At 60.8% G+C, this 16,990-nt stretch carries 16 protein-coding genes; 4 read left to right on the top strand and 12 right to left on the bottom strand.

Annotation, left to right across the window (positions count from 1 at the left end; all coding sequences use genetic code 11):
* Positions 1-202: 202 nt before the first annotated feature.
* From gltA to AAFM15_RS01180, 7 genes are all read right to left on the bottom strand, one after another.
* Complete coding sequence (gene gltA / locus AAFM15_RS01150; protein WP_341684867.1) at positions 203-1,495, bottom strand: citrate synthase; 1,293 nt, start codon at positions 1,493-1,495, stop codon at positions 203-205.
* Positions 1,496-1,537: 42 nt separating this feature from the next.
* Complete coding sequence (locus tag AAFM15_RS01155; RefSeq protein ID WP_341684868.1) at positions 1,538-1,831, bottom strand: succinate dehydrogenase assembly factor 2; 294 nt, start codon at positions 1,829-1,831, stop codon at positions 1,538-1,540.
* 24 nt (positions 1,832-1,855) lie between these two features.
* Entirely contained in the window at positions 1,856-2,560 is a 705-nt protein-coding gene (locus AAFM15_RS01160) for a succinate dehydrogenase iron-sulfur subunit (protein WP_341684869.1), read from the bottom strand.
* A gap of 32 nt (positions 2,561-2,592) precedes the next feature.
* Positions 2,593-4,398 (bottom strand): succinate dehydrogenase flavoprotein subunit, encoded by a 1,806-nt coding sequence (gene sdhA / locus AAFM15_RS01165; protein ID WP_341684870.1) that lies wholly within the window; start codon positions 4,396-4,398, stop codon positions 2,593-2,595.
* Positions 4,399-4,438: 40 nt separating this feature from the next.
* Positions 4,439-4,804 (bottom strand): succinate dehydrogenase, hydrophobic membrane anchor protein, encoded by a 366-nt coding sequence (sdhD, locus tag AAFM15_RS01170; protein WP_341684871.1) that lies wholly within the window; start codon positions 4,802-4,804, stop codon positions 4,439-4,441.
* Positions 4,805-4,823: 19 nt separating this feature from the next.
* Entirely contained in the window at positions 4,824-5,255 is a 432-nt protein-coding gene (sdhC, locus tag AAFM15_RS01175) for a succinate dehydrogenase, cytochrome b556 subunit (protein ID WP_341684872.1), read from the bottom strand.
* 130 nt (positions 5,256-5,385) lie between these two features.
* On the bottom strand, positions 5,386-6,168 hold the full coding sequence (locus AAFM15_RS01180) for a GntR family transcriptional regulator (RefSeq protein ID WP_341684873.1): 783 nt from the start codon (positions 6,166-6,168) through the stop codon (positions 5,386-5,388).
* A 153-nt stretch (positions 6,169-6,321) separates the two neighbouring features.
* On the opposite strand from AAFM15_RS01180, the gene AAFM15_RS01185 reads away from it, so the two are divergent.
* The 3 genes from AAFM15_RS01185 to acnB are packed head-to-tail and all read left to right on the top strand — an operon-like array spanning position 6,322 to position 10,899.
* Positions 6,322-7,308 (top strand): malate dehydrogenase, encoded by a 987-nt coding sequence (locus AAFM15_RS01185; RefSeq protein WP_341684874.1) that lies wholly within the window; start codon positions 6,322-6,324, stop codon positions 7,306-7,308.
* A gap of 12 nt (positions 7,309-7,320) precedes the next feature.
* Positions 7,321-8,292 carry an aldolase/citrate lyase family protein gene (locus tag AAFM15_RS01190; RefSeq protein WP_341684875.1) on the top strand — a complete coding sequence of 324 codons (972 nt, stop codon included), beginning with the start codon at positions 7,321-7,323 and terminating at the stop codon, positions 8,290-8,292.
* 15 nt (positions 8,293-8,307) lie between these two features.
* Entirely contained in the window at positions 8,308-10,899 is a 2,592-nt protein-coding gene (gene acnB, locus AAFM15_RS01195) for a bifunctional aconitate hydratase 2/2-methylisocitrate dehydratase (protein ID WP_341684876.1), read from the top strand.
* 100 nt (positions 10,900-10,999) lie between these two features.
* On the opposite strand, the gene AAFM15_RS01200 is transcribed toward acnB, so the two are convergent.
* Entirely contained in the window at positions 11,000-11,713 is a 714-nt protein-coding gene (locus AAFM15_RS01200) for a DUF4395 family protein (protein WP_341684877.1), read from the bottom strand.
* 83 nt (positions 11,714-11,796) lie between these two features.
* The gene (gene yegQ, locus AAFM15_RS01205; protein ID WP_341684878.1) at positions 11,797-13,164 is read right to left on the bottom strand and encodes a tRNA 5-hydroxyuridine modification protein YegQ; all 1,368 of its coding nucleotides are present in this window, start codon (positions 13,162-13,164) and stop codon (positions 11,797-11,799) included.
* A 55-nt stretch (positions 13,165-13,219) separates the two neighbouring features.
* Between yegQ and AAFM15_RS01210 the strand changes: the two genes are divergently transcribed.
* Positions 13,220-14,407 (top strand): FAD-dependent monooxygenase, encoded by a 1,188-nt coding sequence (locus AAFM15_RS01210; protein WP_341684879.1) that lies wholly within the window; start codon positions 13,220-13,222, stop codon positions 14,405-14,407.
* A gap of 12 nt (positions 14,408-14,419) precedes the next feature.
* On the opposite strand, the gene AAFM15_RS01215 is transcribed toward AAFM15_RS01210, so the two are convergent.
* Genes AAFM15_RS01215 through AAFM15_RS01225 form a run of 3 tightly spaced genes read right to left on the bottom strand, consistent with a single transcriptional unit; the run spans position 14,420 to position 16,855 of the window.
* On the bottom strand, positions 14,420-14,725 hold the full coding sequence (locus AAFM15_RS01215; protein ID WP_341684880.1) for a YkgJ family cysteine cluster protein: 306 nt from the start codon (positions 14,723-14,725) through the stop codon (positions 14,420-14,422).
* Between the two features lie 10 nt (positions 14,726-14,735).
* Complete coding sequence (gene argF / locus AAFM15_RS01220; protein WP_341684881.1) at positions 14,736-15,656, bottom strand: ornithine carbamoyltransferase; 921 nt, start codon at positions 15,654-15,656, stop codon at positions 14,736-14,738.
* Positions 15,653-16,855 (bottom strand): aspartate aminotransferase family protein, encoded by a 1,203-nt coding sequence (locus AAFM15_RS01225; protein ID WP_341684882.1) that lies wholly within the window; start codon positions 16,853-16,855, stop codon positions 15,653-15,655. Before AAFM15_RS01225 ends, argF begins: the two co-directional genes overlap by 4 nt.
* Positions 16,856-16,990 lie beyond the last annotated feature (135 nt).

The following is a 16,990-nucleotide window of genomic DNA, read 5'->3' on the forward strand; positions in this document are numbered from 1 at the left end:
TCCTTCTTAGCAAGCCTGCCATTTTATGCGTTTGCGGCGTGTGTCGATGGGTGGAGATGGCAGCCTTTGGCGTCTCTCCCAGCCGCTGCGCGTCAGAACGTCGGGCCGCCAGAGCCCACCATCCCCACCCATCTGCCTTCGTGCTTGGGAATGAAAAAAGCCCGCCACATGTGGCGGGCTTGTGTGCGCAGCAGCGCAGCGCTTAGGCGTCGCGACGTGGCGAGCCGGTGAACAGCTGACGGGGACGGCCGATTTTGTACTCTGGGTCGCTGATCATTTCGTTCAGTTGGGCAATCCAGCCCACGGTGCGGGCCAGGGCAAAGATACCGGTGAACAGGTTCACAGGAATGCCAATGGCGCGTTGCACGATGCCGGAGTAGAAGTCCACGTTGGGGTAGAGCTTGCGGCTGACGAAGTATTCGTCTTCCAGGGCGATCTTTTCCAGCTCTTTGGCCAGCTTGAACAGCGGGTCGTTTTCCAGACCCAGTTCGGCCAGCACTTCGTTGCAGGTTTCCTGCATGAGCTTGGCGCGGGGGTCGTAGTTTTTGTAAACGCGGTGACCGAAGCCCATCAGCTTGACGCCAGAGTTCTTGTCCTTGACCTGGTTCATGAACTCGCCGACTTTGGAGACGCCACCCATTTTCTGGATGTCTTCGAGCATGTTCAGGCAAGCTTCGTTGGCGCCGCCGTGCGAGGGACCCCACAGGCAGGCCACGCCCGCGGCAATGGCTGCAAACGGGTTGGTGCCGGACGAACCGCACAGACGCACGGTGGAGGTGGAGGCGTTTTGCTCGTGGTCAGCGTGCAGGATGAAGATGCGGTCCATGGCGCGCTCGAGCACGGGGTTGACCTTGTAGTCTTCGCAAGGGGTGCCGAACATCATGCGCAGGAAGTTGCCGGCGTAGGACAGGTCATTGCGAGGATACATGTAGGGCTGGCCCATGCCGTATTTGTAGGCCATGGCCACCAAAGTGGGCATCTTGGCGATCAAGCGGATGGCCGCAATTTCGCGGTGCTCTGGGTTGTTGATGTCGGTGCTGTCGTGATAGAAGGCAGACAGGGCACCCACCAGGCCTGTGAGCACAGCCATGGGGTGGGCGTCACGACGGAAACCGCGCAGGAAGAACTGCATTTGCTCGTTGACCATGGTGTGGTGGTTCACGGTCTCGTGGAAATCTTTGCTTTGCGCGGCGTTGGGCAGTTCGCCCTTGAGCAGCAGGTAGCAGGTGTCGAGGAAGTCGATCTTGTTGGCCAGCTGTTCGATGGGGTAGCCGCGGTACAGCAGCTCACCCTTGTCACCGTCGATGTAGGTGATGGCGGACTGGCAGGATGCCGTGGACAGGAAGCCGGGGTCATAAGTGAACATGCCGGTTTGTGCGTACAGCTTGCGGATGTCGATCACATCCGGACCGATGTTGCCCGAGTAGACGGGCATTTCGACGCTCGGTGCGCCGTTGCTGAACGACAGGGTGGCTTTGTTGTCGGCAAGTTTCATGGTCGGGTTCCTTGAGGTAAAACGGGCTGGCCCCAAATTGGATCAATCTCGGAGCATGTTCAGGACTTGGCGCACCTCATCGGTGCTGATCTCGGGCTGCAACTCCTTGCGGCGCAGCAGCAAGTCCATGAGATCGTTGTCGGACAGGTCCATCAGTGTGTACATGCCGCGTGCCTGACCCACGGTCATGCAAGAAGCGTGCTTGTCGAAGAAACGCTCGATGAACAAATCGTTTTCGAGCAGGCCACGCCGGCAGCGCCAGCGCAGCTTGCTCAGAGACCGCTCGCTCAAAGGGGCGTGCTGATCCTGACCGTTCAAGGTTTCGTCGGCCAACATGTGGGTTCTGTCCGGGCTTTGGGGTCAGACGGCGCGGCGCACCATCAATTCCTTGATCTTGCCAATCGCCTTGGTGGGGTTCAGACCTTTCGGGCAAACGTCCACGCAGTTCATGATGGTGTGGCAACGGAAGAGACGGTAAGGGTCTTCCAGGTTGTCAAGACGCTCTGCGGTGGCCTGGTCGCGGCTGTCGGCGATGAAGCGGTAGGCCTGCAGCAGACCGGCGGGGCCCACAAACTTGTCGGGGTTCCACCAGAAGCTGGGGCAGCTGGTCGAGCAGCTGGCGCACAAGATGCACTCGTACAGGCCGTTGAGCTCGTCGCGCTCTTCGGGGCTTTGCAGACGCTCGGTGTCTGGGGCCTGGTCGTGGTTGATCAGGTAGGGCTTGACCGAGTGGTACTGCTTGAAGAACTGCGTCATGTCCACGATCAGGTCGCGCACCACGGGCAGGCCAGGCAGCGGTTTGAGGACGATGTCGCCCTTGAGCGTGTTCAGATTGGTCAGGCAGGCCAGGCCGTTCTTGCCATTGATGTTCATGGCGTCCGAGCCACACACGCCTTCGCGGCAGGAGCGACGGAAAGACAGCGTGGGGTCCGCAGCCTTGAGCTTGACCAGGGCGTCGAGCAGCATGCGCTCGGAGCCGTCGAGCTCGATGTCCAGGCTTTGCATATAAGGCTTGGCATCCTTGTCCGGATCGTAGCGGTAGATCTTGAATGTACGTTTTGCCATTTTTCAGATTCCTTGTTTTCTAACGTTCCGGATCAGAAGGTACGGGGTTTCGGCGGCACGGTTTCGGCCGTCAGAGGTTTCATGCGCACAGGCTTGTAGCTCAGGCGGTTGTTTTCGCTGTGCCACAGGGTGTGTTTCATCCACTCGGCGTCGTTGCGGCCCAGCGGGCAGGTGGGGTGGGTCACGTCGTGTTCGTAGTCACGCACCAGGTGGGCGCCGCGACACTCTTTACGGGCAGCCGCACTTTCCATGGTGGCCTGGGCGGCTTCCATGAGGTTTTCCACTTCCAGCGCTTCGATACGGGCTGTGTTGAACACCTTGGAGGTGTCTTGCAGACCGATGTTGGCCACGCGCGAACGCAGGGCGGCAATCTTGCGAACGCCTTCGTCCATGGTTTCCTGGCTGCGGAACACGCCGGCGTGAGCTTGCATGATGGCGCGCATGTCGTTGGCGATGTCCTGGGCGTATTCGCCGCTGGAAGCAGCTTCCAGGCGGTTCAGGCGGGCCAGGGTGGCGTCTGAGGCGCTGGCGGGCAGATCAGCTTGGGCTGCACCGGCCTTGGTGTTGGCGATGATGTGGTCGCCAGCGGCCTTGCCGAAGACCAGCAAGTCCAGCAAGGAGTTGGTGCCCAGTCGGTTGGCGCCGTGCACCGACACGCAAGAGCACTCGCCCACGGCGTACAGGCCTTTGATGGGCTTGTCTTCGCCGTTGATGTTTTCAACCACCTGGCCATTGATGTTGGTGGGGATGCCGCCCATCTGGTAGTGGATGGTGGGCACAACCGGAATCGGCTCTTTGGTGATGTCGACGTTGGCGAAGTTGTGGCCGATTTCTTCCACGGAGGGCAGACGCTTGCGAATGGTGTCGGCGCCCAGGTGGTCGAGCTTCATGAAGATGAAGTCCTTGTTGGGGCCGCAACCACGGCCTTCCAGGATTTCCTGGCCCATGCAGCGGGACACGAAGTCGCGCGGTGCCAAGTCTTTCAGGGTAGGCGCATAGCGCTCCATGAAGCGCTCGCCATTGCTGTTGAGCAAGATGGCACCTTCACCGCGGCAGCCTTCGGTCAGCAGCACGCCCGCGCCGGCCACGCCGGTGGGGTGGAATTGCCAGAACTCCATGTCCTGTAGCGGGATACCTGCGCGAGCAGCCATGCCCAGGCCATCACCGGTGTTGATGAAGGCGTTGGTGGAGGATTGGAAGATGCGGCCAGCGCCACCGGTGGCAAACAGCACGGTCTGTGCTTGCAGGGTGTACAGGTCGCCAGTTTCCATTTCGAGGGCGGTCACGCCGACCACATCGCCTTCGGCGTTGCGGATCAGGTCCAATGCCATCCATTCCACGAAGAAGGTGGTGCGGGCTGCCACGTTGGCCTGGTACAGGGTGTGCAGCATGGCGTGGCCGGTACGGTCAGCTGCAGCACAGGCGCGTTGCACCGGCTTTTCGCCAAAGTTGGCGGTGTGGCCGCCGAACGGGCGCTGGTAGATGGTGCCGTCAGGGTTGCGGTCGAAGGGCATGCCCATGTGCTCGAGTTCGTAAACGACTTTCGGCGCTTCACGGCACATGAATTCGATGGCGTCCTGGTCGCCCAGCCAGTCGGAGCCCTTGACGGTGTCGTAGAAGTGGTATTCCCAGTTGTCGTCGGACATATTGCCCAGCGAGGCGGACACGCCACCTTGGGCGGCCACGGTGTGCGAACGGGTGGGGAACACTTTGGACAGGACGGCCACATTCAGGCCGGCACGGGCCAGTTGCAGCGAGGCACGCATGCCCGAGCCACCGGCGCCGACGATGACAACGTCGAACTTGCGGTTGGCGATTTGGTCTTTGGTATAGCTCATGGTCTTCAATCAGTGAGAGGTACGCGAAGAAGGGCGACGATTACAGACGCCACAGCACCTGGACGGCCCAGCCGGCACAGCCGACCAGCCACACAATGGCAAACACCTGCAGCGACAGGCGGATGCCCACGGGCTGGATGTAGTCCATGAAAATGTCACGCACACCCACCCACACGTGCCACAGCAGGGCCACGATGACGGCAAAGGTGAGGAACTTCATCCATTGGGGGGCGAAGATGCCGGCCCACTGTTCGTAGCCGATGGGGCCGGAGGTGAAGATCACCTGAGCCAGTACCACCAGGGTGAACAGGGCCATGAGGGCGCCGGTAACGCGCTGCGCGAGCCAGTCGCGCAGACCATAGTGAGCGCCGACGACGATGCGCTTGGAGCCGTAATTGACGGACATGTTGTTTGCTCCTGGTGAATTAGTAAAGGCCGAACAGCTTGGCGCCCAGCACAGCGGTCAGACCCAGGCTCAGGGCGAGGGTGACCACGGCGGAAGACTTGCCAAATTCCTTGCTCACAGCATGGAACACGTCCATGTACAGGTGGCGAACGCCGGCAATGAAGTGGTGCAGATAAGCCCAGATCAGGGCCAGGGTCACCAGCTTGACCAGCACGCCGGGCACAAAGCCCAAGCCCACATTGAAGGCGGCGCTGAAGCTGGCGAAGGAGATTTCGGAGCTGACGGAGGTGTCGAACATCCAGATGATGAAGGGCATCAAGAGGAACATCAGGACACCGCTGACGCGGTGCAGGATCGATACCCAGCCTGCTGCGGGCAGGCGGTAGGTGGGCAGATCCTTCAGGGCATTGATGTTGCGGAACACGGGCCGCTTGCGTGCGATTTCAGTCATGGTGGCACTTTCTGAGGGGTGGTAACGCGTTTGTAATTTTTGGGGACAAACGCACGGATTCTATTGCAATGCAACAAACTGACATGAGCATTTCAGAAGGTTGACTTTGCAGCGTGGAAAAACGTTTTTTTCAGCTCAGGGCATTGTGGTAATGGTGACTGTCAGTGCGGTACAGGCCGCGGCGCAGCTCCATGGGGGTGTCGTTGTAGGTGTAGGCCACACGCTCGACGCTCAGCAGCGGGGTGCCAGCGGGCACGGCCAGCAGGGCTTGTTGGCCCTCATCGGGCAACACGGCACGGATTTTTTCGTCAGCTCGCACCATGCGCACGCCAAATTCGGACTCGAACAGGCCGTACATGGGGCCGTGGTACTCGGCCAGGCGCTCGGCACTCAGGCCTTTGAAGGGGCCGCCGGGCAGCCACAGGTCTTCCAAAATGGTCGGCACACCCGCAAAGGCCAGCACGCGCCGCACCTGCACCACGGTGTCGCCCGAGCGCAGGGCCAGGGTGCGGGCAATTTCGGCGCTGGCGCGCAGACGGCGGCAATCCACGATGGTGCGCTGTGCCGGGCCTTCGCTGGACAGATCGCCACTGTCGGGCACAAGTTTGAGGAAGCGGTATTGAACGTGCTGTTCGGCATGGGTGGCCACAAAGGTGCCTTTGCCCTGGCGACGTACCAGCAGGTTGTCGCCAGCGAGCTCGTCAATGGCTTTGCGCACAGTACCCTGGCTGACCCGGTAGCGGGCGGCCAGGTCCATCTCGCTGGGAATCGATTCGCCTGGCTTCCACTCTGCGGCTTGCAGGCTTTGCAGGATCAGCCCCTTGATCTGTTGGTACAGCGGGCTGAAGGCCGGCGCAGATGCGGTGTTTTCCGAGCTTGCTGTGAGTTCTGGAGGGGTGCTTTGCGTGTTCATGGGCAACAAATGGGTGCAGGAGGTCAGCCCCCTGTCAGGGGTGCAATCATATCTTATATAAGACATAAGACAAATTGACCTCTCAGGGTTTTCGCGGGTACACTCACGCGTTGTTTCTCTTTTCTGTTACCTCACACTTTTCTGGAGTTTTCTATGAGCAAGAAGCCTGTCCGCGTTGCCGTTACCGGCGCAGCTGGTCAAATCGGTTACGCCCTGTTGTTCCGCATTGCCTCTGGCGAAATGCTGGGCAAGGACCAGCCCGTCATCCTGCAACTGCTGGAAATTCCTGACGAGAAAGCACAGAAAGCCCTCAAGGGCGTGATGATGGAACTCGAAGACTGCGCTTTCCCGTTGCTGGCCGGCATGGAAGCCCACTCTGACCCGATGACCGCCTTCAAGGACACCGACTACGCCCTGCTGGTGGGCTCGCGTCCGCGTGGCCCCGGCATGGAGCGTGCCGAGCTGCTGTCCATCAATGGCGCCATCTTCACCGCCCAGGGCAAGGCTCTGAACGCCGTGGCCAGCCGCGACGTCAAGGTGCTGGTGGTGGGCAACCCCGCCAACACCAACGCGTACATCGCCATGAAGTCGGCTCCCGACCTCAAGCCCGGCAACTTCACCGCCATGCTGCGCCTGGACCACAACCGCGCTGCCTCGCAAATCGCCGCCAAGACCGGCAAGGCCGTCAAGGACATCGAGAAGCTGGCCGTGTGGGGCAACCACTCGCCCACCATGTACGCTGACTACCGCTTCGCCACCATCAACGGCGAATCCGTCAAGGACATGATCAACGACCAGGTCTGGAACGAAACCGTCTTCCTGCCGACCGTCGGCAAGCGCGGCGCCGCCATCATCGAAGCCCGTGGCCTGAGCTCTGCTGCTTCGGCTGCCAACGCCGCCATCGACCACATGCGCGACTGGGCCCTGGGCACCAATGGCAAGTGGGTCACCATGGGCATCCCTTCGCAAGGCTGGTATGGCATTCCCAAGGACGTCATGTTCGGCTTCCCCGTCACTTGCGAAAACGGCCAGTACAAGGTTGTCGAAGGCCTGTCCATCGATGCCTTCAGCCAGCAGTGCATTGACAAGACGCTCAAGGAACTGACTGACGAGCAAGCTGGCGTGGCCCACCTGCTCTGATAGGTCGCTTGCATGCATCCGCGTGACGTGTTGTTAGGGGCGCAAGCCGGTAGCGAGCAGCTGCCGGTGTGTGACCATTACAGCGGCGTCGAAGCGCGGATGCGCAAAAGCCTGCAACTGCAGGCCGAGATGACGCAGGAATACGGCACCTGTGTCTTCGATGTCACCCTCGATTGCGAGGATGGCGCCCCGGTGGGCGGCGAGGCGGAACACGCCGCGCTGGTCACCGAGCTGGCGCTGGCCGCAGCACCAGACGCTCGCGTTGCGGTGCGGGTCCACCCGGTGGATCACCCCTCTTTTGATGCCGACGTGGCCCAGATTGCAGGTCGCGCTGGTCACCGCCTGGTGCACATCATGGTGCCCAAGGTGGAATCGGTGCGAGATGTGGAGCGCGCTGCTGCAGCGCTCGATGCCGCTGGTGCCACAGCCCTGCCGCTGCAGGTGCTGATCGAGTCCCCCGCCGCCGTGCACCGTACTTTTGATATTGCAGCCCACCCCCGCGTGCAGTCGCTCAGTTTTGGGTTGATGGACTTTGTGTCGGCCCATGGCGGTGCGATTCCATCGGACGGCATGGCAGCGCAAGGGCAATTCACCCACCCGCTGGTGGTGCGTGCCAAGCTCGACATTGCCAGCGCCTGCCACGCTCACGGCAAAGTGCCGTCGCACTGTGTAGTGACCGAGTTCAACAACACGGACGCCATGCGCGAAGCCGCCCGCAAAGCTGCACGCGAGTTTGGTTACACCCGCATGTGGAGCATCCACCCGGCGCAGATTCGCCCCATTCTGGAGGCGATGGCCCCCACCGAAGCCGAAATCGAGCGCGCCAGCGACATCATTGCTGCAGCGCACGCTGCGCAGTGGGCACCCATCAGCCATGCCGGTCAATTGCACGACCGCGCCAGCTACCGATTTTTCTGGCAGGTGCTCGAACGTGCGCACCAGACAGGACGCAGTCTGCCATCTGCCACTCAGACCTTTTTTTAGACAGGAGAACGTACCATGTTGCAAGCCTACCGTGAACACGTCGCCGAACGCGCGGCACTCGGCATTCCACCGCTGGCGCTTGACGCCAAGCAAGTGGAAGCTCTTATCGAGCTGATCAAGAACCCGCCCGCAGGCGAAGACGCATTCCTGATGGATCTGCTCACCCACCGCGTGCCGCCGGGCGTGGACGATGCCGCCAAAGTCAAGGCCTCTTTCCTGGCTGCGGTTGCCCATGGCGACATCAAAGTGGGTCTGGTCTCCAAGGCCAAGGCCACCGAGCTGCTGGGCACTATGGTCGGCGGCTACAACGTGCACCCCCTGATCGAACTGCTGGACGACGCTGAAGTCGCCGGCATCGCCGCTGAAGGTCTGAAAAAGACCCTGCTGATGTTCGATTACTTCAACGACGTCGCCACCAAGGCCAAGGCCGGCAACGCCAAGGCCAAGGAAGTCATGCAGAGCTGGGCCGACGCCGAGTGGTTCACCACCCGTCCCGAAGTGCCCAAGTCCATCACCGTGACCGTGTTCAAGGTGCCTGGCGAAACCAACACCGACGACTTGTCGCCCGCGCCCGACGCCACCACCCGTCCTGACATCCCCATGCACTACCTGGCGATGCTCAAGAACACCCGTCCCGACGCGGCCTTCAAGCCTGAAAAAGACGGCGTTCGCGGCCCCATCCAGTACATTGAAGACCTCAAGAAAAAGGGCAACCTCGTGGCCTACGTGGGCGACGTGGTCGGCACCGGTTCTTCGCGCAAGTCCGCCACTAACAGCGTGATCTGGGCCACGGGCCAGGACATCCCCTTCGTGCCGAACAAGCGCTTTGGCGGTGTGACCCTGGGCGGCAAGATCGCTCCCATCTTCTTCAACACGCAAGAAGACTCCGGCTCCCTGCCGATCGAAGTGGACGTCTCCAAACTCGAGATGGGTGACGTGATCGAAGTGCTGCCCTACGACGGCAAGATCACCAAAAACGGCGCTGAAGTCGCTGCCTTTACGCTCAAGTCGCAAGTGTTGCTCGACGAAGTGCGCGCTGGTGGCCGTATCAACCTGATCATTGGACGTTCGCTGACCGCCAAGGCCCGCGAATTCCTGGGTCTGCCTGCTTCTACCCTGTTCCGTCTGCCCCAGGCGCCTGCCGCCAGCAAGGCCGGCTTCACCCTGGCCCAGAAGATGGTCGGCCGCGCCTGCGGTCTGCCTGAAGGCCAGGGCGTGCGTCCGGGCACCTACTGTGAACCCAAGATGACCACCGTGGGCTCGCAAGACACCACTGGCCCGATGACCCGCGACGAGCTCAAAGACCTGGCTTGCCTGGGCTTCAGCGCTGACATGGTGATGCAGTCCTTCTGCCACACCGCTGCTTACCCGAAGCCGGTGGACGTGAAAATGCACCGCGAACTGCCCAAGTTCATCTCTAACCGTGGTGGCGTGGCCCTGCGCCCGGGCGACGGCGTTATCCACAGCTGGCTCAACCGCCTGCTCTTGCCCGACACCGTGGGCACCGGCGGTGACTCGCACACCCGTTTCCCGATTGGTATTTCCTTCCCCGCGGGCTCCGGCCTGGTGGCTTTCGGCGCTGCCACTGGCGTGATGCCGCTGGACATGCCCGAATCCGTGCTGGTGCGCTTCAAGGGCCAGATGCAGCCTGGTATCACCCTGCGCGACCTGGTGCACGCCATTCCGCTGTACGCCATCAAGGCGGGTCTGCTGACTGTGGAGAAGGCCGGCAAGAAGAACGTGTTCTCGGGCCGCGTGCTCGAAATCGAAGGCCTGCCCGACCTAAAGGTGGAGCAAGCGTTCGAACTGTCTGATGCCGCTGCCGAGCGCTCTGCCGCTGCTTGTGCCATCCAGCTCAACCCCGAGCCGATCGCCGAGTACCTGCGTTCCAACATCGTTCTGATGAAGAACATGATCGCCAACGGCTACGAAGACGCCAAGACCCTGGCCCGCCGCATCGAGAAAGTCGAAGCCTGGCTGGCCAAGCCCGAGCTGCTCAAGGCCGACAAGGATGCCGAATACGCTGCCGTGATCGAGATCGACCTGGCCGACATCAAGGAGCCGATCGTCTGCTGCCCCAACGACCCCGATGACGCCAAGTTCATGTCCGAAGTGTCCGGTACCAAGATCGACGAAGTGTTCGTCGGCTCTTGTATGACCAACATCGGCCACTTCCGCGCTGCGGGCAAGATTCTGGAAGGCAAGAAAGACATCCCGGTGCGCCTGTGGGTGGCCCCGCCGACCAAGATGGACGCAGCCGAGTTGACCAAGGAAGGCTACTACGCCACCCTGGGCGGTGCGGGCGCCCGCATGGAAATGCCCGGCTGCTCGCTGTGCATGGGCAACCAGGCCCAGATCAAGGAAGGCTCGACCGCCATGTCCACCTCGACCCGCAACTTCCCCAACCGTCTGGGCAAGAACACCAATGTGTTCCTGGGCTCGGCCGAACTGGCGGCGGTGTGCTCCAAGCTGGGCCGCATCCCTTCTGTCGAAGAGTACATGGCCGAGATCGGTGTTGTCACCAAGAACGCCGACAAGATCTACAAGTACATGAACTTCGACCAGATCGAAGAGTACGCAGAGACTGCCAAAAGCGTGACCCTCTGAACTTGAGAGGCTGAAAAGCGAAACCCCCGCCAGCGTAAGCTGGCGGGGGTTTTTATTTAGAGTCGTCATTGCGAGGAGTGCAGTGACGAAGCTACCTTGTTCAGTAACGGAAATCCAGGTTGTTGCACTCTTCGCACTCTTCTTTCACCAGCCCCAGCTTGGCGGCGATCGAGTGCAATTTGCAACCCATACAAAAGCCTAGAACGGTTTCAAGCCACATGAAGCCCAGACAGGTCCAAACCAGGGTCACTGGAATCCAGCGCGGCATGTAGTTATAAGTTGTAGGCAGTACTTCGCTGCGCAGCAGGGTGTTGACCCAACCGGCAAATGTGTCCGGATTGAAGAAGATCAGACAGGCAATGATGAAGCTTGAACCCAAGGTCCAGGCAAAGCGCTTGGGCACCAGTGGCTTCCAGTAGGGACGGTGGCTCTTGGCCAGGAAGCTGGCCATCAAAATCGTCGGCGATAGGCGAGAAGTGGTCACAAACAGGCCGGACAGCATTTCGAACAGGGCATAAAACAAGACCCAGGTCTGCGTCGTGTAATCGTAGGTACGACGTACGGCTTCGACATGGTAGAGAATGCGGCCGTCAAAGTCCGTGTCAAACGTGTCCTTGATCATGTTGCCCGTGATTTCCCAGTGTGAGCCAAAGACCACGTCAAACAAGGTCAGGCCCATCATGATGGGAATGATCATCAAGATGCCTGCGCGGATGCGCACGGCGGTGTCGTTGATGAAGATGCTGTCTTCCTGTGTGTCGCGAAACCAGAGGTTGCGAACCGTGGTGCGGACTTCGTTAAGGTTCCAGGCCATGTTTTGTCTCCCGGGGGAAAACCGAAATTGACGGGGTCAATGAAGACAAAACTATACTCCTTTTACCCCTGGGGGTAAATGATTCAGAACATGCGTGCGATCAACGCGCCATCTGCCGGGCCATCCATGGGAATCAAAACACGCAGCGGGCTGCCCGAAGCCACTTCGATGGTGTGGCCATCCATGTTTTTCATCTGGGTCAGCTGTACTTTGCGGTTGCCGCTGGGGTGAATGATTTCCAGCGTATCGCCCACCGCAAAGCGGTTTTTGGTTTCCACCTCTACCCAACCCTCGCGGACGCTGCGCACCTCGCCGACAAACTGACTGCGGTGGCCCACCGAATGGCCGGTTTCGTAGTTCTGGTAACTCTGCGCGGGACGGCGCTCCAGAAAACCGGTGGTGTAACCCCGGTGGGCCAGGCCATCGAGCTCGCTGATGAGTTCGGGGTTGAAGGGGCGGCCAGCTACGGCATCGTCAATCGCGCGGCGGTACACCTGTGCGGTGCGGCTCACGTAATACAGGCTCTTGGTGCGGCCTTCGATCTTGAGCGAGTCCACACCAATTTTGACCAGGCGCTCAATCAACTCGACTGCGCGCAGGTCCTTGCTGTTCATGATGTAGGTGCCGTGCTCGTCTTCCATGATGGGCATGAGCTCGCCAGGGCGGTTGGCTTCTTCGATCAAATACACCTTGTCCGCGGCCGGGTGGCGCTGGCCATCGCCGCAGGACGAAAATGCCTTGTCGGCGGTTTCCTGTTCGCTGGCAAAGTTGAAGTCGCCTTCCATCTTGACGGGCAGCACTTCGCCGCTGTCGGTCTGGTCGGTGGCTTCGCTGGTGGCGTAGTTCCAGCGGCAGGCGTTGGTGCAGGTGCCCTGGTTGGGGTCGCGGCGGTTGAAGTAGCCCGACAACAGGCAGCGGCCCGAGTAGGCAATGCACAGCGCACCGTGCACGAACACTTCAATTTCCATGTCCGGACATTCCTGGCGGATTTTTTCCACCTCGTCCAAACTCAGCTCGCGGCTCAAAATAATGCGGCTCACGCCCATCTTCTGCCAGAACTTCACCGTGGCCCAGTTGGTGGTGTTCGCCTGCACCGAGAGGTGGATCGGTACGTCAGGCCACTTGTCGTGCACCATCATCATTAGACCGGGGTCGGCCATGATCAGGGCATCTGGCTTCATCTCGATCACGGGTTCAATGTCGCGCAGGTAAGTGCGCACCTTGTCGTTGTGCGCAATCAGGTTGCTGGTGACAAAAAATTTCTTGCCCAAGGCGTGTGCTTCAGAAATGCCTTGGGCCAGTTGTTCCAGTCGGAATTCGTTGTTACGGGCACGCAGGCTGTAGCGCGGCTGGCCGGCGTAGATGGCGTCGGCACCAAAAGCATAGGCGGCGCGCATTTTGTCCAGCGAGCCGGCAGGCAGCAAAAGTTCGGGGGCTTTGATCGAGGTCATGCCCGTATTGTCCGATGTTTGGCTCCGCTTGGCATGCAGCAGGCACAATGGGCCCATGGTGAAGACAGACATGGTGATTGCAGGCGCAGGCATTGGCGGGCTGGCTGCCGCGTTGGCACTGGCGCGTCAGGGGCAGGCGGTGCAGGTGCTCGAGCGTGCCGAGGCGTTTTTCGAGGTGGGGGCGGGCATTCAAATTGGGCCCAATGTCACGCGCATTTTGCAAGCCTGGGGTTTGAAAGACGCTTTGCATGCCGTGGCGGCATTCCCCAAACGCCTGCAGGCGCGCGATGCACGCAGTGGTCGTGTCGTGGGCGAGCTGCCTTTGGGCGAGCGCACGCAAGCCGTTTATGGCGCACCCTATGCCAGCATTCACCGCGCCGACCTGCATGCTTTGTTGGCCAAGGCTGCTTTGGGTGCAGGTGCCAGGATGTTCCTGGGACATCAACTACAGCAGGTGCTGCAAACCTGCGATGGCGTGCAAGTGCAAGGCGTACGTGCCGACGGCTCGGCCTGGCAAATGCACAGCCCCGCGCTACTGGGGGCCGATGGCCTTTGGGGCCTGACCCGACAAGCCATGGGACTCTTGGAGGAGCCGCGCTTTTCGGGGCAACTGGCCTACCGTGCCTTGGTTCCGCAAGCGGACTTGCCCGCGCATTTGCGTACCGACCAGGTGACGGTCTGGATGGGTCCTAAAGTTCATGTGGTGCACTACCCGGTGCAGGCAGGGCAAGGGCAAAACATCGTGGCCATTGTGCATGGCGCCAAACCGCAAAACCCGCAAGACTGGGACCAGGCAGCCGTGCAACAAGGTCTGAGGACGGGTTTGGGCGTTGTCTGTTCATCTCTGCGTGAGCGTTTGGAAGCAGTGCCGAGCTGGCGCTTGTGGGCTTTGCACGACCGCCCACCGTTGATCAGTGCAACCCAAATGGCGCAAGGTCGCCTGGCCTTGCTGGGCGATGCCGCACACCCCATGCGACCATACCTAGCACAGGGCGCGGGCATGGCCATTGAAGATGCATACGCCCTGGCCCAATGCTGGTCGCAGGGCGAGCCTGTTGAACAACGGTTGGCGCACTACGCCAGCCAGCGCTGGGCGCGCAATGCACGGGTGCAAGCGCGATCCATTCGAAATGGCGAAATCTTTCATGCCCAAGGGCCCATGGCACTGGGGCGTAATCTGTCGTTACAGTTGCTGGGCGATCGTCTGATGGATGTGCCCTGGCTGTACGGGCACCAGGGTTAGAAGGCAAAGGCTTTAGGCGAGCGTTGGCATACCGTGGCGTTGGCGGGCGCGCTGGCAGGCATCGCTGCCTTCCTCAAACTCGCGGCAAGGGGAAGGGCGCCACTCGTAAATGCCGCAAGTGGCCTTCTCGCCAATGCGGCCATACAGTGCTGCACAGCGTGGTGGGCTGTGGTCGGTGCCGCGCATGCGGCAGGTGTGTTCGGTGATCGGGGCGGCCAAGCCTGCAGGCACCGAGCCGCCGCCTTCTTCGTATTCAAACACCGAAAAGTCCACCCGAAAGCTGGCGCAGCAAGCCCCGCAGCTGGTGCACTGGCTCATGTCACTGCATTCAGGCGTTCACGCGGCCGAGCAGCAAAAACTCCATGAGTGCTTTTTGCACATGCATGCGGTTCTCGGCTTCGTCCCACACGACGGACTGCGCGCCGTCGATGACTTCGGCGGTCACTTCCTCGCCGCGGTGGGCGGGCAGGCAGTGCATGAACAACGCATCGGGCTTGGCCACGGCCATCATTGCTTCGTCCACGCACCAGTCGGCAAAAGCGGCTTTGCGCGCTTCGTTCTCGGCCTCGTAGCCCATGCTGGTCCACACATCGGTGGTGACCAGGTCTGCGCCACGACAGGCTTCGAGCGGGTCGCTGAACACCTTGTAATGTGCATTGCCTTTGACGCCCGCCACCTCGGCATTGACTTCGTAGCCGCTGGGTGTGCTCACGTGCACGGTAAAGCCCAGCAGCTCCGCTGCCTGCAGCCAGGTGTTGGCCATGTTGTTGCCGTCACCCACCCAAGCCACCACCTTGCTCTGGATGGAACCGCGGTGCTCGATGTAGGTGAAGATGTCCGCCATGATCTGGCAGGGGTGAAATTCGTTGGTCAGGCCGTTGATGACTGGCACGCGGGAATGCGAGGCGAACTTTTCGATCTTGTCCTGGCCAAAGGTGCGGATCATGACCAGGTCGGTCATGCGGCTGATCACGCGGGCGCTGTCTTCGATGGGTTCGGAGCGCCCCAGCTGGCTGTCGCCCGTGGTCAGATGCACCACCGAGCCACCGAGCTGGTACATGCCCGCCTCAAAGCTCACGCGGGTGCGGGTGCTGGCCTTTTCAAAAATCATGGCCAGCGTGCGGTCAGCCAGCGGATGGTATTTTTCGTAAGCCTTGAACTTGCGCTTGATCTCGGCAGCGCGCTTGAACAAGTGCGCGTATTCGTCGGCCGTGCAATCGGTGAACTGAAGGTAATGGCGAATCGTCATGCTTGCTCTGCCAAAAATTGTTGGATCTGCGGCACCACAATAGACAGCGCCTCGTCAGCCTCGGCGATGGTCATGATCAGCGGGGGCACCATGCGCACCACGCTGTCCGCAGTCACGCTGATCAGCAAGCCCGCTTCGGCGCAGCGGTTGGTCAGCACGCCGCATGGCTTGTCCAGTTCCACACCGAGCATCAAGCCAAAACCACGGATCTCTTTCACGCCAGGCTTGCCGGCCAGGGCTTTTTCCAGACCGGCTTTCAGGTGCGCGCCGACTTTAGCGGCGTTGTCCAGCAGGCCATCTTTTTCCATGATGCGAATGGTCTCCACCCCGGCGCGCATGGCCAGCGGGTTGCCGCCAAAGGTGCCGCCGTGGTTGCCCGGCTGGAATACGTTGGCGGCCTTGGGGCCCGCCACCACGGCGCCAATCGGCACACCCGAGCCCAGGCCTTTGGCCAGCGGCATCACGTCGGGCACGATGCCCGCCCACTGGTGCGCAAACCATTTGCCGGTGCGGCCCATGCCGCACTGCACTTCGTCAATCATCAGCAGCCAGTCTTTTTCGTCGCACAGGGCGCGCACTTGTTGCAGGTACTCGGTGCCCATGGGGTTGACGCCGCCTTCGCCCTGAATGGTTTCAAAGAACACGGCCACCACGCTAGGGTCGTTGGCGGTGGCGGCCTTCAGGGCTTCGATGTTGTTGACGGGTACGCGGATGAAGCCCTCGACCAACGGCTCAAACCCCTTTTGGATTTTGGCGTTACCCGTGGCACTCAGCGTGGCCAGCGAGCGGCCATGGAAGGCTTTTTCGTACACCACGATTTTCGGAAAGCTGATGCCCTTGTCGTGGCCAAACTTGCGCGCCAGTTTGATGGCGGCTTCGTTGGCCTCCAGCCCGGAGTTGCAGAAAAACACATTGGTCATGCCCGACAGCTCCACCAGCTTGGCAGCCAGCTTTTCCTGGTTGGGTACGTGGTAGTAATTGCAGCTGTGGATGATCTTGGCCACCTGATCCTGCAGCGCAGGCACCAGTTCGGCGTGGTTATGGCCCAGGGTGTTCACGGCAATGCCGGCCAAGGCATCGAGGTACTGCTTGCCATTGACATCCCAAACGCGGCAACCCTGACCGCGCTCAAGCGCGATGGGCAGGCGCCCATACGTGTTCATGGTGTGCGGCGAAGCGGCTTCAATGAAAGCGGACATGCGAAAACTCCGGTGCAAATAAAAAGCGGCCCAACGAAGAGGGCCGTTGAAACGTGATTTTAGAGGTATTCATGCCCCTCTCCTGGCAAGCTCTTCGCTTGTGGAAAACCGTTGCTTCTCAGGGTTACCACTGAG

This window comes from Limnohabitans sp. (genome assembly GCF_038134685.1).
Classification (GTDB): Bacteria; Pseudomonadota; Gammaproteobacteria; order Burkholderiales; family Burkholderiaceae_C; genus Limnohabitans_A.

What these genes read in the sequence shown, in the direction of transcription:
- AAFM15_RS01210 (WP_341684879.1), top strand. Translation starts at nt 13,220, where the DNA reads ATGGTGAAGACAGACATGGTGATTGCAGGCGCAGGCATTGGCGGGCTG.
- gltA (WP_341684867.1), bottom strand. Translation starts at nt 1,495, where the DNA reads ATGAAACTTGCCGACAACAAAGCCACCCTGTCGTTCAGCAACGGCGCA.
- AAFM15_RS01160 (WP_341684869.1), bottom strand. Translation starts at nt 2,560, where the DNA reads ATGGCAAAACGTACATTCAAGATCTACCGCTACGATCCGGACAAGGAT.
- sdhD (WP_341684871.1), bottom strand. Translation starts at nt 4,804, where the DNA reads ATGTCCGTCAATTACGGCTCCAAGCGCATCGTCGTCGGCGCTCACTAT.
- sdhA (WP_341684870.1), bottom strand. Translation starts at nt 4,398, where the DNA reads ATGAGCTATACCAAAGACCAAATCGCCAACCGCAAGTTCGACGTTGTC.
- AAFM15_RS01200 (WP_341684877.1), bottom strand. Translation starts at nt 11,713, where the DNA reads ATGGCCTGGAACCTTAACGAAGTCCGCACCACGGTTCGCAACCTCTGG.
- sdhC (WP_341684872.1), bottom strand. Translation starts at nt 5,255, where the DNA reads ATGACTGAAATCGCACGCAAGCGGCCCGTGTTCCGCAACATCAATGCC.
- AAFM15_RS01215 (WP_341684880.1), bottom strand. Translation starts at nt 14,725, where the DNA reads ATGAGCCAGTGCACCAGCTGCGGGGCTTGCTGCGCCAGCTTTCGGGTG.
- acnB (WP_341684876.1), top strand. Translation starts at nt 8,308, where the DNA reads ATGTTGCAAGCCTACCGTGAACACGTCGCCGAACGCGCGGCACTCGGC.
- AAFM15_RS01225 (WP_341684882.1), bottom strand. Translation starts at nt 16,855, where the DNA reads ATGTCCGCTTTCATTGAAGCCGCTTCGCCGCACACCATGAACACGTAT.
- AAFM15_RS01155 (WP_341684868.1), bottom strand. Translation starts at nt 1,831, where the DNA reads ATGTTGGCCGACGAAACCTTGAACGGTCAGGATCAGCACGCCCCTTTG.
- yegQ (WP_341684878.1), bottom strand. Translation starts at nt 13,164, where the DNA reads ATGACCTCGATCAAAGCCCCCGAACTTTTGCTGCCTGCCGGCTCGCTG.
- argF (WP_341684881.1), bottom strand. Translation starts at nt 15,656, where the DNA reads ATGACGATTCGCCATTACCTTCAGTTCACCGATTGCACGGCCGACGAA.
- AAFM15_RS01190 (WP_341684875.1), top strand. Translation starts at nt 7,321, where the DNA reads ATGCATCCGCGTGACGTGTTGTTAGGGGCGCAAGCCGGTAGCGAGCAG.
- AAFM15_RS01185 (WP_341684874.1), top strand. Translation starts at nt 6,322, where the DNA reads ATGAGCAAGAAGCCTGTCCGCGTTGCCGTTACCGGCGCAGCTGGTCAA.
- AAFM15_RS01180 (WP_341684873.1), bottom strand. Translation starts at nt 6,168, where the DNA reads ATGAACACGCAAAGCACCCCTCCAGAACTCACAGCAAGCTCGGAAAAC.